The organism is Serratia sp. CY33802 (assembly GCF_052169095.1).
Lineage (GTDB): Bacteria > Pseudomonadota > Gammaproteobacteria > Enterobacterales > Enterobacteriaceae > Serratia > Serratia bockelmannii.
Genome location: NZ_JBJNLL010000002.1, coordinates 292,796 through 308,371 on the forward strand (window position 1 = coordinate 292,796; position 15,576 = coordinate 308,371).

The 15,576-nt window shown below is 59.6% G+C and carries 12 protein-coding genes and 1 pseudogene; 3 read left to right on the forward strand and 10 right to left on the reverse strand.

The features are described 5' to 3' along the window. The first annotated feature begins 37 nt into the window (after window positions 1-37). A complete protein-coding gene (locus ACJ8HA_RS07905) occupies window positions 38-904 on the forward strand; it encodes a hypothetical protein (protein ID WP_442515287.1) in 867 nt (288 codons plus the stop codon). Between the two features lie 24 nt (window positions 905-928). Here ACJ8HA_RS07905 and ACJ8HA_RS07910 read toward each other — a convergent pair whose 3' ends face one another. The 8 genes and pseudogenes from ACJ8HA_RS07910 to ebgR all read right to left on the reverse strand — a co-directional run bounded on the left by ACJ8HA_RS07910 (window position 929) and on the right by ebgR (window position 10,436). Then, window positions 929-2,194: an MFS transporter gene (locus tag ACJ8HA_RS07910; RefSeq protein ID WP_089180792.1), complete on the reverse strand. Its 1,266-nt coding sequence runs from the start codon at window positions 2,192-2,194 to the stop codon at window positions 929-931. A 611-nt stretch (window positions 2,195-2,805) separates the two neighbouring features. Continuing rightward, complete coding sequence (locus ACJ8HA_RS07915; RefSeq protein WP_043141566.1) at window positions 2,806-3,399, reverse strand: ATP-dependent Clp protease proteolytic subunit; 594 nt, start codon at window positions 3,397-3,399, stop codon at window positions 2,806-2,808. A 45-nt stretch (window positions 3,400-3,444) separates the two neighbouring features. Beyond that, window positions 3,445-3,774: an SRPBCC family protein gene (locus ACJ8HA_RS07920; RefSeq protein ID WP_016928120.1), complete on the reverse strand. Its 330-nt coding sequence runs from the start codon at window positions 3,772-3,774 to the stop codon at window positions 3,445-3,447. Further along, window positions 3,771-4,085, reverse strand: coding sequence for an ArsR/SmtB family transcription factor (locus tag ACJ8HA_RS07925; protein WP_442515288.1), 315 nt, complete (start codon window positions 4,083-4,085; stop codon window positions 3,771-3,773). Before ACJ8HA_RS07925 ends, ACJ8HA_RS07920 begins: the two co-directional genes overlap by 4 nt. A 104-nt stretch (window positions 4,086-4,189) precedes the next feature. Continuing rightward, window positions 4,190-5,691, reverse strand: a pseudogene (locus ACJ8HA_RS07930) (amino acid permease). A gap of 58 nt (window positions 5,692-5,749) precedes the next feature. Continuing rightward, window positions 5,750-6,202 carry a beta-galactosidase subunit beta gene (locus ACJ8HA_RS07935; RefSeq protein ID WP_089180789.1) on the reverse strand — a complete coding sequence of 151 codons (453 nt, stop codon included), beginning with the start codon at window positions 6,200-6,202 and terminating at the stop codon, window positions 5,750-5,752. Next, window positions 6,199-9,288: a beta-galactosidase subunit alpha gene (gene ebgA, locus ACJ8HA_RS07940; protein ID WP_164067603.1), complete on the reverse strand. Its 3,090-nt coding sequence runs from the start codon at window positions 9,286-9,288 to the stop codon at window positions 6,199-6,201. The genes ACJ8HA_RS07935 and ebgA overlap by 4 nt, the downstream gene beginning before the upstream one ends. A gap of 167 nt (window positions 9,289-9,455) precedes the next feature. Next, on the reverse strand, window positions 9,456-10,436 hold the full coding sequence (gene ebgR / locus ACJ8HA_RS07945) for a transcriptional regulator EbgR (protein ID WP_089180787.1): 981 nt from the start codon (window positions 10,434-10,436) through the stop codon (window positions 9,456-9,458). Between the two features lie 337 nt (window positions 10,437-10,773). Between ebgR and ygjJ the strand changes: the two genes are divergently transcribed. After that, entirely contained in the window at window positions 10,774-11,844 is a 1,071-nt protein-coding gene (gene ygjJ / locus ACJ8HA_RS07950; RefSeq protein ID WP_164067605.1) for a protein YgjJ, read from the forward strand. Between the two features lie 17 nt (window positions 11,845-11,861). Next, window positions 11,862-14,225 carry an alpha-glucosidase gene (gene ygjK, locus ACJ8HA_RS07955; RefSeq protein ID WP_089180785.1) on the forward strand — a complete coding sequence of 788 codons (2,364 nt, stop codon included), beginning with the start codon at window positions 11,862-11,864 and terminating at the stop codon, window positions 14,223-14,225. Window positions 14,226-14,268: 43 nt separating this feature from the next. On the opposite strand, the gene ACJ8HA_RS07960 is transcribed toward ygjK, so the two are convergent. Both ACJ8HA_RS07960 and ACJ8HA_RS07965 read right to left on the reverse strand, forming a co-directional pair. Beyond that, a complete protein-coding gene (locus tag ACJ8HA_RS07960; RefSeq protein WP_049209213.1) occupies window positions 14,269-14,694 on the reverse strand; it encodes a universal stress protein in 426 nt (141 codons plus the stop codon). A gap of 146 nt (window positions 14,695-14,840) precedes the next feature. After that, entirely contained in the window at window positions 14,841-15,359 is a 519-nt protein-coding gene (locus tag ACJ8HA_RS07965; protein WP_089180784.1) for a hypothetical protein, read from the reverse strand. Between the last annotated feature and the right edge of the window lie 217 nt (window positions 15,360-15,576).

The following is a 15,576-nucleotide window of genomic DNA, read 5'->3' on the forward strand; positions in this document are numbered from 1 at the left end:
AGCAGCACATTTTTTTTAAGTACAGGAAATAGGGAAAATGAGTCTAAGCAGATTCCAGCTACAGTTTCACCTGGAGAAACAGGCCAACATCATCAGGCAAACACCGGCGTTTCACGCCGCCATCGTCAAACACGGGGAGTTATTAAAAGAGACCTACAAGAAACATCCGCTGTTTTATAAAATCATCTTCAGGAACAGCCGGTTCATCATTTGCTCCACTATCCTGTCCATTTATTACCACCAGCCCGCCGCCGGGCTGAAAGACATCAAAGCCTTTTTTAAAGGGAAGAATGTGATCAGCGAGAACTCCCTGGACTCCTTTCTGTTTTTTTTGCGGGTCGGCCGTAGACTGGAGGTCAAACCCTGCGAACATGACAAACGCCAGCTGCGCTATAAACCTACGCCGCACGCGCTGGCGGAAACCCAGGCGCTGATCGCCTCAATGGCGTTGCCCTATCAGGCGCTGGCGCCACAGATGCCCATCGCGACGCTGCTGGCGGCGCCCGACTTTCTGCCCACCTTTTTCGCCGCCTACGGGCAGCTGATGCTCAAGGAGATCTACCTGATCGATCTGGTGCCGCAATCCGGACTGTTTATCAGCAAGGACGCCGGCCACATGGTGCTGCTGATGCTGCATATCGAAAGCATCCGGCAGGACTCCCCCTTTCTGCTGCTCTCCTCGGCGAAAATCGCCAAGTCGTGCTCCGTCTCACGCGCGCACGTGAATCGCATTCTGCAGGCGGCGGAAAAATCCGGCCTGCTGACCACCACCAATAACGTGGTGATCGAACTCAACAGCTCGTTCTTTATCATGGCGGAGCGCTACTTCAGCCTCTATTTCGCGATGGTCGAATGCGGGCTTGAATGGGTTTGGCAAACGCAACGAGCGACCGAGCATAGTTGAGCCGTTCACCGCGCTCGTGGCACCTTATCGATCAAGCCCCAGGCCGCCGCTTCGTCGGCGGTCATGAAGAGTCCCGTAGGTGGCGGCCAAGGCGACACTCCCGGCGGATAACACTGCCGCAATGCCGGCCAACGCAATAGACAACGTGTAACTCTGATACAGGTCATACAGCCAACCGGCGGCGCTGCCCCCGCCAACGGCGGCGATCCCCACGGCGAGATACAACGCCCCCAGAATGGCGCCCAGATTAGCAGTGCCGAACCATGTACTGGCCACTGCCGGATACAGCGCAATACAGCCGCCGTTGGCCGCGCCGAATAACAGCGCGAAAATCGCCAGCGCGGTAAAGCTGTGCGCCACACTCCAAAAGCCGCATAACAGGGCCAAACTCAACGTGACGATAACCAAAAAACGCCGCGCGCCCATACGGTCGCCTATCCGCCCCAAAACTAGGCGGCCGCCGATATTGCCCATGCCGATCAAACCGATGAGCAGATTGGCCTGCGTTGCATTTAGCCCCTGTTGTTGTGCATAAGGATTAATATGAACCAACGCCAGGAACAGTCCGATAGAGCCGAAAAATATCGCGATAAAGAACCACCAAAACTGAGCCTGTCTCGCCGCTTCTCGCAACGTAACGCTCCCGTTAAACGCGGAACCCGGTATTGATGTCACCTCAGCGGGACCAAGCCCATCGGGATATTCTCCCACGTCCTCTGGCCTGCCTCGCAAGACGAAGGCGGCAGATAACCCCAGCACAGCGATAGCGACGGCGTAAACTTGTAGGGTACTTTGCCAGGACAAATGCTGCATCAACCCACCAGCCACCATCGGCCCCACCAGCGTTCCCAAACCGGTGCCGGCCAGCGCTAAGCCGGAAGCCGAACTTCGATGAACGACGAACCAGCGTTGAATGGTTGAAACAGCCGGCACGTAAACCAACCCGACGCCGCCCCCAACCAACAGGCAAAACGTGAACAAAAACGCCGTCAGTGTCGACGCCAGCAGGCTACTGCCCAAAAAGCCCAGAGAAAGCAGTAAAATACCGATGCCGGTTACCGTCCTTACCGAAGTACGATCGCTCCAGGCACCGGAAAATACGCCTACGATGTAGTAAATTAACGCCGTCAACGAGAATATTGAGGCGGTAGAAAAACTCCCCGCGCCAAAATTCGCCTGTAATGCAGTAAAAAATGCCCCAAATGAGTAAGCAGCGCCAAAAATAACCGCCAGCAAAAGATGAACGGCACCGACCATGTACCAACCGCGAAACTGCCTTGTCTTTTTCATTATGAATTCCCATCACAATTAACACATTGTTCGCCAAGGCTCGAGCTTAGAAAATCGGGCTCCGCACAGCCTTCTTTAAAATGTGTGTCATAACATGCCGCACCCAGACTAGTTTCAAGCCATTTCCAATTACATTATTCCGAAAACGACACCGTATGAGAATGACCTGAAAATGTCTGAACGGCTGATAACCGCCGCCAGACGTCACTGATATCAGAACGATGACATAATGGCGGAAAGTCTAGCTTTGTCATTTCTCAGCCATAGATATAGTTGTATAGACAAGCCAATGGCAAGATTATTTTCCAAAATTTGTGGTCAGAACTGATGCTGAAAAATAAAAATACATACACCGAAGTTATAAATACAAAGAAAAACATAGGTAAAAATATACAAAGAAGAAACCTGCCACGCTGTTCATCAGTCACGATAAAGATGAATAGCGTGGCTTGGCAGAGGGGTAACTAATCAAATAGATAGTTAGTTAGCAAGCAAGTTAAATATTAAATAACGCCAAATAAGATATGATCATTTTTATTATTTATTTCATTAACACGACTGCGGATATCCTGAGGAAAGGCCGACAGGAATCAATAATCGGCCACCAATGTTTACCTTTCCCGCAATACCCGATCGATCAATCCCCAGGCCGCCGCTTCGTCGGCGGTCATAAAGCGATCGCGATCCAACACCCGCTCCACCTCCTCTTCGCTCAGGCCGCAATGTTGGGCATACAGCCGGATCACCCGCACTTTGGTGCGCTTCATCTCTTCGGCGTGGATCAAGATGTCGGACGCCTGCCCCTGAAAGCCGCCCAGCGGCTGGTGCACGTGCAGGCTGGCGTTGGGCAGCGCCATGCGGTGCCCCGGTTCGCCGGCCATCAGCAGGAATGAGCCCATTGAACGCGCGGTGCCCATGCACAGCGTATGCACCGGCGCGCGGATATACTGCATGGTGTCGTAAATCGCCAGCCCGCTGGTGATCGCCCCACCCGGCGAGTTGATGTACAGGTGGATCGGTTTTTCCGGGTTTTCCGCCTCCAGAAACAGCAACTGGGCACACAGCATTTCGGCCACGTCGTCATTGACCTCACCGTTAAGGAACACGATCCGGTCGCGCAGCAGGCGCGAATAAATATCAAAGGAACGTTCTCCCCGGCTGGTCTGCTCCACCACCATCGGGACGAGCATCATCTTCTCACGCATCGGTGAACTCCTGGGTTGGCAACAAAGAGAAATGTGTTTAACGCGTCAGGCGGCGCGCATCACCGTCGGCGGGCCATCGTTGGCGGCGTCGAGCTGGTGGATAATCCGCAGCAGGCTGCCGCCGCCGGCGTCCGGCACGATCTGCAGGGTGACGACGCTTTCGAGAAACGGCGGTTGGTCGTCGCGCAGGCGATAGCTCACTGCTTCGCCCGGCGTGGCGGCCAACGGTTCAGCCTGCGCCAAATCTCCCGTCGGCAGCCATTGCTCGCGCAATTCGGGAACGCTGAGCGCGCGCCACACTTTTTCCGGCGGCGCCTCGATCGCATACTCCAACACCAGCCGGTCGCGCGGCGGCCGCTCAGCCTGTTTGTTCATTGATCCATGTCCTTCAGCAAGGTTTGCAGCGCGTCGATGCGCGCCGGCCAGTAGGCGCGGTACTTCGCCAGCCACTGGGCGATCTGCGCCAGCCCGTCCGGGTCGACCTGGTAATTAACGCAGCGCCCCTGCTTCGCCTCACGTATCAGCCCGGCATTGCGCAGCACCGCCAGGTGTTGTGACATCGCCGACTGGCTGATGGGCAGCCCTTCGCGCAACGCACTGGCGTTCATGCTGCCGGCGGCAAGTTTGTCGAAGATGCCGCGGCGGGTCGGATCGGCCAACGCCTTGAAGATGTCATTTTCGTTCATACAAACACATTAGTATTCACTTATGTATTATGCAAGCGCCGGGGCAGGAATTTTTTCCGTGAAACGAGACTCCGCGCCGGAACGCGGAGCCGATAGAGGAGAGATTACAGCGGCTTATTGCAAGCGGGCGGGGTCAACGTGGGTTGCCCGGCCGGCGCCCCTTCCTGCGCTTCCAGCGCGAGGCACGCCAGCGGCATGTCTTCGTGGTAGCGCGCCTCGGCGTTCAGGGTCTTCGAGTAGCGATTGTACTTCCACCAGGCGTAGCCCAGAAACACCACCAACCCGCCGACGTTATAGAACACGATGGTCATGATGCTGGCGCCGGTCGGGAACGTCGAGGCGAAGAAACCGACGGTGAAGATGGCGATCAGCACGCTGACGATGGCGATGCCCTGCAGCCGCGAGCCCATTTTGAAATCGCGTGCCACCCGGTCGTACTTCAGCCGCAGATTCAGGTAGGCCAGCATGATGAACAGCGGCGGCAACATCGAGGCGGCAGCGGTCATGTTGATCAGCGTGTTCATCAAATCCTGCACGCTGCTGGAACCCAACGTCGGGATCAGCATCAGCGGGATAACGATGAAGAACTGGATCCAGGCCGCGCGCGTCGGCACGCCGTGCCGGTTCAGGCGAATGGTTTTCTCGCCGAAAATGCCCTTCGGAATTTCGGTGAAGAAAATCTTCACCGGCGCCGCCGTCCACATCAACAGCGAACCGAACATGGCGGTGAAGGAAACAATGCCGACAAAGCGGTTCATCAGCACCGTCGGCAGGCCGAAGTGCGCCGACAGGCCTTCGAACACCTGTACCGTACCGCCGGTAAAGTGCAGGTCGGTGCGGTGCACGAACACGTTGATCAGCAGCGAAGACACCGAGTACAGCACGCCGATGAACAGCCCGGAAACGATGATCACCTTAACAAAAGCGCGGCTGCCGCCTTTCACATCGTTCACGTACACCGCCACGGATTCCGCCCCGCCCGCCGCCTGGAAGATCCAGCGGTAATGCCGAGGAACGCCCAGTTGAAGTTCGGGGTCATCGCCTGCACGTTGATCGGGTCGGCCGGCTCGATGCCGCCCAACACCGCCGCGCCCGCCAAGATGATGTAGGAAAACGTCAGCAGCAGCATCAGCGACGAGGTCACCGAGGTCATCGGCCCCAGCAGTTTTGCGCCGCTGTTAGAGATGTAGGTCGAGAAGGCGAACAGGAAGATGCTGATGATCGCCGTGGTCAGCGGCGTAAATACGTAGTCATAGCCTAAAAACGCGTAAGAGGCGTAGGCGATGACGCGCGGCAGCAGCGCGGTGAAAAAGAACAGGTTCACGAACCAATAGGTGTAGGCGGTGATAAACGCCCAGCGCCCGCCGAGCGCACTTTTCACCCAGGCATAGACGCCGGCCTCGGAATTGCGGTTGAGCGAGACGAATTCGGCGATGATCAGGCAAAAGGGAATGAAGTAAATGATCGTCGCCACCAGGAACACCGGCGACGAGGCGACCCCGAGCTGAATATTGTTGTTAATCACGTTGTTGAAACTGAACACTGCCGCAAACGTCATCGACAGCAAGCCAAACTTGCCGATGGTGTTTCTGTTCGACGCAGCCATAGAGATTCTCCGAATGGTGTAGGGGACTTCGGTTTGTTGTTATTGTTCGGCGGGCGCGCTATTTATTGACGAAATAGCTGTCTTCCACCGTCACTTTTAAAATGACTTTTTTTATCTTGCCGCTTTCTGTGAAGCGGTGAGCCTGGTGGTTTTCGAAAATCACCACGTTGCCTTTACCGACCCGGCGCCTCTCGCCTTCGCCGCTGAAAAACTCGCGGTCGGTTTCGTCCTGATAGGGCGCCACCGTCGTCAGCTCCCGCTTGTCGGCGACCTCGACGGTCTCTTCCCCGTCGAGGTAATAGTGCACGTCGAAGTAACGGCGGTTGCCCTCCAGCCAGCCGTGCTGCCGGCCGGCGCCGACGCTCAGCCGATACGTCAGCGAGTCGCCGATCGAATGGCATACGTTCGGACTGATGCGATCGACATTGGCGATCGCCTCCATGCAGCGCAGCCACTTCTTGCCGCTGTGATAAATGCGCTGAAATTCCACCAGGGATTCGAGAATGATCATGCGTTTTCCTCCGCAGACTGCGGGTGGTGATGAGCGGGCGTGAAGTCATAACCAGCGAGCGTGGCGCCCTGCGTTTGCCGACCGTCGAACGGCACCAGCGTGAAACCGTAGCTGAACGGCGCCAGATAAACCCGGTGGGTATCCAGCACTTCGGAGCCCCAGGAGTTGGAGCCAAGGCCGAGGATCTGGTCGTCCAGGTTCAGCGTCAGGCAGTCGCTCGGTTCCAGCTCGTTGATGTGTTGGGCCTGGTGCAGCCTCTCGGCGCTGTAAGGCCACAGGCTGAAATTAATCGGCCGCCGCGGCTGGATGAAGATCCCCTTGCCCGCCGCATCCTGCAGGCTCAGCCAGCGCACGTCCTGCCGATTGCCGTTGTCCTGCGGGAACGGATAGTGTTCGAACAGCGCGTCGGCGCGCTGCCGGTAGTGACCGATAAGGTTGGTCCGGCAGCTGTCGCGGTAGTTCTCGCCCGGTCCACGGCCGTAGTATTCCACCTGCTCGAAGCGGCGGCTGATGCCGAAATCGAGACCGATTTTCGGGATAATCTGCCGGAAATCGCCGTAAGGCTCACCGGCCAGATCCAGGCTGACGTAGCCCTGCGGGGAGATGCGCCAACGGTAGGTGCAGCGCATGCCGAAGTCGAATACCGGCGGCGCAATCAGGCTGTGCACCTCGAGCAGCAGATCTTCGCCCTGCCATTGCCGGCTAAGGCGGCGGAAGTGCTGCTGCATGATAGGGAAATGATGCGGTAGCCAAATTCCCTCATATTCCTGTTTATGGTTATCGATCACCGGTTTGAAGAAGGTGATGCGCGGCGCGCGCCCCACCACCTCTTCACCGTCTACCCGCCACGAAAGCAGTTCGCCGCTCAGCAGCGAGAACGCCAGCTGGAACCGGCAGCCGCTGACGATCAGCTGATGATTCTCCTCGCGGCATTGCAGCGCCGGCGCATCGGCCAACGGTGGAGCCGGCAGCCGCGTCGCCGTCTGGCGCAGATGCTGATAATGCCCCAGCCGCTGGCCGCTCTCGCCGTAACGGGTGGCGCTGTCCTTATACACCGCCACGTCGATCAGCGTTTCCCCTTGCCCCAGCGCCAACACCGGCAGGTGCATGTCTTCGCTCTCGCCCGGCTGCAGATTCGGCAGCTTGAATTCGTAACTTGCCACCTGGCGGCCGTCGGTCTTGACGCTGACCTTCAGCGTGATGTCCGCCAGCGAGCTGAACCAATAGCGGTTTCTCACCCGCAGCACGTCACCTGCCCCCTCATCCGCCGTCACCTCCACCGGGCACAGCACCTGCTGGTATTCACGCAGGCCGGGGCCGGGGCGCTGATCCGGGTAGATCAAGCCGTCCATGCAGAAGTTGTAGTTGTTCGGGTAGTCGCCGTAATCGCCGCCGTACTGGTAGCGCTCGCGTCCCTGCTCGTCGTGGCTCAGCAGGCCATGATCGCACCATTCCCAGATGTAGTGCCCCTGCAAACTGGCGTGGCGGTTGAACACCGACTGGTATTCGAACAGCCCGCCGGGGCCATTGCCCATGGCATGGGCGTATTCGCACAGGATGCGCGGTTTGGGGTGCGGGTATTCGCCGAAGGCGTTCATCATCGCCACACGGGAATACATGGTGCTGATCACGTCGGTCACTTCGGCGTCGCGATCTTCTTCATAGTGGATCAGGCGAGTCGGATCGAGCGCCTTGCAGCGCCGGGCCATGGCGCGAATGTTGCAGCCATAGCCCGACTCGTTGCCCAGCGACCAGATGATGATCGACGGGTGGTTTTTCTGTGCCGCCACGTGGCGCTCGATGCGCTCGACGTAGGCATGCTCCCAGCGCGGATCGTCAGTGATGCGGCTGAGATCGCCGACGTTAGCGAAGCCGTGGCTCTCCAGATCGGTCTCCGCCATCACGAACAGGCCATAGAGATCGCACAGCTCGTAAAAGCGCGGATCGTTGGGGTAATGGGCGGTGCGCACCGAGTTGATGTTGTGCTGCTTCATCAGCACGATATCGCGCTCCACCCGCGCCATATCGACGGCGCGCCCTTTAAGGTGATCGTGATCGTGGCGGTTGACGCCGTGCAGTTTGAAGTAGCGCCCGTTGACGTACATCAGCCCATCGCGCACCGCGATCTCGCGGAAGCCCACCCGCTGAGGCACCACGCCCAACAGGTTGCCGGCGCCGTCATACAGGCTGAGCAGCAGTTGATACAGGTAGGGATTTTCCGCATTCCACTGCTGCGGGCGGCTGACCGGCAGTTCGAAACGGCAGCTTAGCGCTTGCTCGATGCGCAAATCGTCGCGCCACTGCTCCGCCACGCAGCGATCGCCGTCGAACAGCTGTGCCTGCAGGCGGCAGCCCTCGGCGGCCTGCGATCCGAGATGATGCAGTTCGGCATCGATCGCCAACTGCGCGTCGCAATAGCGCTCATCAAAGGTGGTGACCAACGTCAGGTCGTGAATGTGGGTGGCGCTCTGGCCAATCAGATAGACGTCGCGGAAGATGCCGGCCATCCACCACATGTCCTGATCTTCGATGTAGGTGGAATCGGCCCACTGCATCACCCGCACCGACAGCAAGTTCTCGCCCTGCCGTACATAGGGGCTGATATCGAACTCGGCGCACAGCCGGCTGCCCTTGCTGAAGCCGACATAATGGCCGTTGACGTACACCTCGAAGTAGGTTTCCACGCCGTCGAATTTGATCAGCACTTGCTGATCTTGCCAGCCGGCATCGAGCGTAAAATGGCGCTGATAGGCGCCGGTCGGGTTATTGGTCGGCACGTAAGGCACGTCGATCGGGAACGGGAAGCCCTCGTCGGTGTACTGCAGGTGGCCATGCCCTTCCAGTTGCCACATGCCCGGCACCGCCATATCGCCCCAGTCACTCATCGGCTCGCGGTAAAACGCCGCCGGCACCTGCGCCGGATGCTCGAAGAAGCGAAAGCGCCAGCGGCCGCTCAGCAGCTGGAAGCGTCGACTGGCGTTGCGATCAAAGCTCAGCGCCTGCCCGGCATCCGCATAGCTGAAGAAGCTCGCGCGCGGCGGCAACCGGTGCTCCGACTGTTTTCCAATGTTTTCCCAATTATTCACGTCACGTCTCCCGACACCTGTGCAATGCGGAAACGATAGTAAATATTTAGTAAAAACTACAGTTGATATTTACCAAATGACGACAGGATCACAATAAATCTCAAATATCTTTTTTTATCATGACGTTAATTTTGGGCGCCAACGCCCCCCGCCGAGGCGGGGACCGGTCAGGCGAGGGTGGTGTCGCGCAGCTGCAACGAGCTGGGAACGAAGATCGACAGCGGGACGGCGCGCTCATCGCGCAGCCGCTCCGCCAGCAGGTTGACAGCCTGTGCGCCCATGGTTTCCGAAGGGATGCGCACCGTGGACAAGGCGGGGAAAATAAAGCGGGCAGTGGGAATGTCGTTGACGCTGATGAGCGCGATCTGCCCCGGCACCTGAATGCCGTGTTCGTGCAGCGCGCGCAGCACGCCGATCGCGATCGAATCGGTCGCCACCAGCAGCGCCGGCGGATAGCCATTCTTGCTCTGCAACATCGCTTTCGCGCACTGATAGCCCGACTGGCTGCTGAAATCGCCGTGGTAGATATCCTGCGCCCGTACCACATTTTGCTGCCGGCCATACTCGACGAACGCCTGCTCGCGCTGGTCGATGCCGGCCGGAGCGTCGCGCCCGCCGATAAAGCCGATGCGCTGATAGCCGCGGCCGATGAAGTAGTCGATCACCTTGCGGCTGATCTTGTACAGGTCGACATTGACGCAGTCGAAACGCTCGTCGTCCACCACGCCGTCGATGAATACCACCGGCGTTTCCTGCTGCCTGAGCTGCTCATACAGCGCGGGCTGCGGCCGGCCGATCACCAGCAGGCCGTCGGCCGACGGCAGCGCCTTGTCGCCGTTGAAGTCGTAACCGGCGCTCAGCGCCACGCCCAGCTTTTCGCACTGCGTTTCGATGCCGTAACGCATCGCCAGGTAATAGGGATCGTTGATCTCCACGCCCTGCGTATAGGTGAACAGCGCGGCGAATTGCAGGCGTTGCCCGCTCTGCCGTTTGGAAGGCGCAATCTTGTATTCGAGGCGCTCCGCCGCTTCCAGGATCTTCTGGCGGGTTTGCGCCTTCACGCTCAGGGTGGGGTCGTCATTCAACACGCGCGAAACGGTGGCGACGGACACATTAGCGGCTTCAGCAATTTCCTTCAGTGTGGCCATAGAGTCCCAATGCACAGACGAAAAACGGTAGCTTAATCGGATAGCGCCGCGGCGTACAGCGCCGCCCGCGCCCTCTCCTTCCCAAATCGGGCCAGAGCACGCTCATGCCAGCCGTTGCCGGGCGCCTGCAGCGAAAGATACCCATTTCGTCCGCTGTGATCAAGTTAACGCTTTACTGATTAAAGCGTATTTTTTACTAAATATTTTACTAATATACCTGCCGTTTACCGCTCTCTACGATCGGACTTTTTCTCTTCTCCCAGGGATCCGGGAGCGACCTCGCGTGAGCCGCCGCTCGGCTGACGTTCCGTTCCATCCAACACCAGGCCTATGCCCCATGAAATCACTAAATCATCACGCCCTGTTGCCCTGGTTGCTGCTCGTTAGCGCGCCCGTCTGGGCGGAGCAAGAACCTGTCACCCCGGCGGAGCGCAATCAGCTGCCGCCGCCGCCGTTGCCCGAAACCGCCGCGACCGCCCTGCGCTTTTACGGCGAGCTAGGCATCGGCGGCAGCGTCTATTTGAACGGCGAACATCAGCATCAATACAGCGACGGCACCTATATCGAAGGCGGCCTGGAGATCAAACAGGGCCACTGGTTCGGCCTGATTTACGGCGAAGGCTGGACCGTGCAGGCGGACAGCCAGGGCCATGCCTGGACGCCGGGCCACGGCTGGGGCGGCTTCGAGGGTGGGTTAAACCGCTTTTACGGCGGTTACCGCACCGACGACGGCACCGAGATGATGCTTAGCGTACGCAACGACTCGTCGCTCGACGATCTGCAATGGTGGGGGGACTTCACGCCGGAGTACGGCTACGTGATCCCCAACACCCGCGATCTCAGCTACGCCGCCAAGCTGCAAAATCTGACCGGACGCTTCCGCTACAGTGTGACGGCGGCGCCGGAAAGTCGTATCGACGAGAGCAAGGCGCTGTTGCACTTCGGCAAATACGATCGCTATTCCGACAAGTACACCTACCGGGCGATGATCAACGGCTACACCCAATACGATCTGCAGGACAGTCTGACGTTGCTGAACGGCCTGGAAGTGACGGACGGCCTGGGGCAGCTGTTTTTGCTGGGGCTGCGCGGCAAACACCTGGCCGGCCGCATCTGGCACCACACCGGCAAAGGCGACAGCGGTGGCCACCCCGGCAGCGAGTCGGGCCTGATGCTCAGCGCGATGACGGAAACCGCCAAAGGGCTGTATCTCTCCACCGCCTACAGCTACGCCCGCCACCGGTTTGATAACGCAGCGGATACCGCCACCTCATACGCCCAGTTCGGCGTCTGGTACGAATACGCCGGCGGCAAACTGGCCACCGCGCTGGACAGCAAGTTCTTTATGCGCAATGACAGCACCGGCGCCAGCAACTCGGTGTTTCTGATGCAATATTTCTATTGGTAACCGTTGAGGCTCCTACGATGAACATGACTCCCCTGACCCCGCTGGCCACTGCCCTCGTGCTGATGCTGACGGGCTGCGCGCCGAAAATGCCCGACGCCCCGCTGGCCGAGCGCTACCCAAACGTGATCGATCGCCACGGTGCGCCGCATTCTATGCTCGACTACGACTTCGACGATCACCAGCGCTTCAACCCATTCTTCGATCTCGGCGCCTGGCACGGCCACCTGTTGCCGAGCGGCCCTGAAGGCATGGGTGGCTTCCCCGGCCCGGCGCTGCTGACCGAAGAGTACATCAACTTTATGGCCAACAATTTCGATCGGCTCAGCGTCTATCGAGACGGTAAACCGGTGCATTTCACCATGACGGCCTACAGCCTGCCCGGCGCCCTGGTGCAGCGGCTCAGCGCGCCGGGCGTGACCGTCAACCTGACGCTGCGCTTCGCCGCCGCGCGCACCTCGTTGCTGGAAACCCAGATCCTGACCGACGCGCCGCTGGAGCTGGTGTGGGACGGCGAATTGCTGGAGCGCTACGCCGCCAAAGAGCAAAAGCCGCAGCCGCCGGCCACCGTCGAGCAGGCGTTCCCGAACTACATGCGCCGCATTGTGCCGACGGCGGACGGCCTGCGCGTCACCTTCGGCAAGGTGCGTGCGCCGTCGCAGCTGATGACCTCCGGGCAGTCCGAGTATCAGATCCATAAATCGCTGCCGCAGCGCACCACGGTCGATGGCCACCGCTTCCGCGCCACGGCGCGCATCGCCGGCTCCACCACGCTCTATACCACCTACTCGCACCTGCTCACCGCCGAAGAGGCGCAGCGTGAACAACGCACTATCGCCGACATCCTCGCTCACCCGCAGCGCTATATGGCCGCGTCGGCGCAGCGCTGGGAACGCTATCTCGCCGACGGGCTCAGCAACCCGCACGCCACGGCGGAACAAACGCGCGTAGCGGTCAAAGCGATAGAAACGCTGAACGGCAACTGGCGCGGCGCAGCTGGGGCGATGAAGTTCGACTCGGTCACGCCATCGGTCACCGGGCGCTGGTTCTCCGGCAATCAGACCTGGCCGTGGGACACCTGGAAACAGGCCTACGCCATGGCGCACTTCAACCCGGACGTGGCCAAGGACAACATTCGCGCAGTATTCGCCTACCAGATCCGGCCGGGCGATGCCCTGCGCCCGTGGGATGCCGGTTTTCTGCCTGACCTTATCGCCTACAACCCCAGCCCGGAGCGCGGCGGCGACGGCGGCAACTGGAACGAGCGCAACACCAAGCCGAGCCTGGCGGCCTGGGCGGTGATGGAGGTCTATCGCGTCACCGGCGATAAGGGCTGGCTGGCGGAGATGTACCCGAAGCTGGTGGCCTACCATGACTGGTGGCTGCGCAACCGTGACCACAACGGCAACGGCGTGCCGGAGTACGGCGCCACTCGCGACAAAGCGCACAATACCCCCGACGGGCGCATGTTGTTCACCGTCAAGCGTGGGCAGCGCGAGCAAACGTTGGCCGGCCTCGACAATTACGATCGCATCGTGCGCGAGGGGCGGTACGACAGCATCGAGATCCCGGCTCAGACCGCCGCCTCCTGGGAATCGGGCCGCGACGACGCGGCGGTATTCGGCTTTATCGATCCGGATCAATTGGCGCGCTACGTAGCGCAGGGCGGCAAACGCGAAGACTGGCAGGTGAAATTCGCCGAAAACCGCGCGCCGGACGGCACGCTGCTTGGTTACTCACTGCTGCAGGAATCGGTGGATCAGGCCAGCTACATGTACAGCGACAACCGCTACCTGGCGGAGATGGCCGATATTCTGGGCCGCGGCGCCGAAGCCGCCGCCTTCCGCGCCAAAGCCGACCGGCTGGCGGCCTACATCAACACCTGCATGTTCGACAAGCAAAGCGGTTTCTTCTATGACATCCGCATCGAAGGCCGGGCGTTGGCCAATGGCTGCGCCGGCAAACCGATCGTCGAGCGCGGCAAAGGGCCGGAGGGCTGGTCGCCGCTGTTCAACGGCGCCGCCAGCCAGACGAACGCCGATGCGGTGGTCAGGGTGATGAAGGATCCGCGCGAGTTCAATACCTACGTGCCGCTCGGCACCGCGGCGCTGACCAACCCGGCGTTCGGCGCGGATATCTACTGGCGCGGCCGCGTGTGGGTCGATCAGCTGTATTTCGGTCTCAAGGGCATGGAACGCTACGGCTATCGCGATGACGCGGTGGCGATGGCGCAGGCCTTCTTCCGCCACGCCGACGGTCTGATCGCCGACGGGCCGATCCGCGAGAACTACAACCCGCTCACCGGCAAGCAGCAAGGCGCGCCGAACTTTTCCTGGAGCGCGGCGCACCTGTACATGCTATATAACGACTTCTTCACGCAATAAGCCGCAGCGGCCACCGCCATCGTTGCCCGGCGGTGGCCCGCGTTTATGAGCGGATCGGGATCACCAGCACGTCGATATTCAGCTGGTTGATGGCGTTGCGGGTAGAAGAAAACAGATTGCTCCACAGATCGTGGTGATGGCCGAACACCAGCAGATCGATGTTCTTGTCCACGACTGCCGTGCGCAGTTCGTCAACGAAGCCGCCGCGCCCAATAATCACTTCCGCGATCGGGTAATTGACGTTTTGCGTGGTGGGCTCCAGCTCTTTGCGGATCTTCTCTTCGAACGGCACGCCGTCATAGCTGCGCTCCGAAAAACCGATCGCCGCGTGGTAGGTGTCGTAGTGAACGTCGACATAGATCAGCGAGAGTTTGGCCTGCAGCGCCTCCGCCAGCCGCGCCCCCTTTTCGACCAACCGTTTGCCGTCATCGCTCAGATCGGTGGCGATGACAATATGGTGATAACACATAGCGCCTCCTGTCATGGACTCGGTAGAGCCGAGGCTCCGATATCACGTCAGGGCATATCGTTATGGTTAATTTTAGTTCAGAAATGGCGCGTACGACGGGTGGCGATGCGGTGGGAAAGCCCCGTTGCCGGGGCTGAAGGCAAAAATTACTTCTCGCGCTGCGCCTCAAACCAGACGTTGCACAGCGACAGGATCAGCGTGTTGGCGTCTTTCACCAGCACGTTATCGCCGGGCACCCCATCGGTGCCCTGATCGGTAATGCCTTTGATGGTGGTATCCGCATGCTGAATGGCCACGCGTTCGACCGACGGCGTGCTGATGCCCAGCATCGGGAAATCGATGTAGGAGCTGCTGCCGGAATTGTCCTCGACAAACTCCTGCGCTTCTACGGTGCTGACGGTGGCCCCTTCGCTTTTCAGCGCCGTGCCGTTCCAGCTGAATGCATCCGCCTTATAGCTGATTTTGCCGCCGATCAGGCTCTGCGCCTGCTGTTGATCCCAGCAGCCGGTGGTCTGGGTCGGCACGATCTTGCTGACGCGCCAGTTGCCCAGCAGCTGTTTAGGGATCGGTCCGGTATCGCTCTCCGCCGCCCGAACCTGAGTCGCCGAGACGCAGGCCAACACCACCAGCGGCAACAGCGCCTTGCTCCAAGTGTTCAATCGCATTGTCTATTCCTTCGTTTCAGTACCCAGTCTGCCCTTGCGGGCCAACGGCTATCATAATAAGCCCGCCGATTCGCCGTCAAAACAATCCGCACCGTGCCGGGCAGCGGCCGCTCATAGCTAATCGCTATGAGTCATAGTGAATCAGTATTTTGTTTTAGCCCAGCGATTACCTACAGTCACTGCCACTATTCTGCCTGCAAAAATTAGCAGGCAATGT

Excerpts from the sequence above, each read along its gene's own strand:
- ACJ8HA_RS07905 (WP_442515287.1), top strand. The coding sequence starts at position 38 with ATGAGTCTAAGCAGATTCCAGCTACAGTTTCACCTGGAGAAACAGGCC.
- ACJ8HA_RS07910 (WP_089180792.1), bottom strand. The coding sequence starts at position 2,194 with ATGAAAAAGACAAGGCAGTTTCGCGGTTGGTACATGGTCGGTGCCGTT.
- ACJ8HA_RS07915 (WP_043141566.1), bottom strand. The coding sequence starts at position 3,399 with ATGCGTGAGAAGATGATGCTCGTCCCGATGGTGGTGGAGCAGACCAGC.
- ACJ8HA_RS07920 (WP_016928120.1), bottom strand. The coding sequence starts at position 3,774 with ATGAACAAACAGGCTGAGCGGCCGCCGCGCGACCGGCTGGTGTTGGAG.
- ACJ8HA_RS07925 (WP_442515288.1), bottom strand. The coding sequence starts at position 4,085 with ATGAACGAAAATGACATCTTCAAGGCGTTGGCCGATCCGACCCGCCGC.
- ACJ8HA_RS07935 (WP_089180789.1), bottom strand. The coding sequence starts at position 6,202 with ATGATCATTCTCGAATCCCTGGTGGAATTTCAGCGCATTTATCACAGC.
- ebgR (WP_089180787.1), bottom strand. The coding sequence starts at position 10,436 with ATGGCCACACTGAAGGAAATTGCTGAAGCCGCTAATGTGTCCGTCGCC.
- ygjJ (WP_164067605.1), top strand. The coding sequence starts at position 10,774 with ATGAAATCACTAAATCATCACGCCCTGTTGCCCTGGTTGCTGCTCGTT.
- ygjK (WP_089180785.1), top strand. The coding sequence starts at position 11,862 with ATGAACATGACTCCCCTGACCCCGCTGGCCACTGCCCTCGTGCTGATG.
- ACJ8HA_RS07960 (WP_049209213.1), bottom strand. The coding sequence starts at position 14,694 with ATGTGTTATCACCATATTGTCATCGCCACCGATCTGAGCGATGACGGC.
- ACJ8HA_RS07965 (WP_089180784.1), bottom strand. The coding sequence starts at position 15,359 with ATGCGATTGAACACTTGGAGCAAGGCGCTGTTGCCGCTGGTGGTGTTG.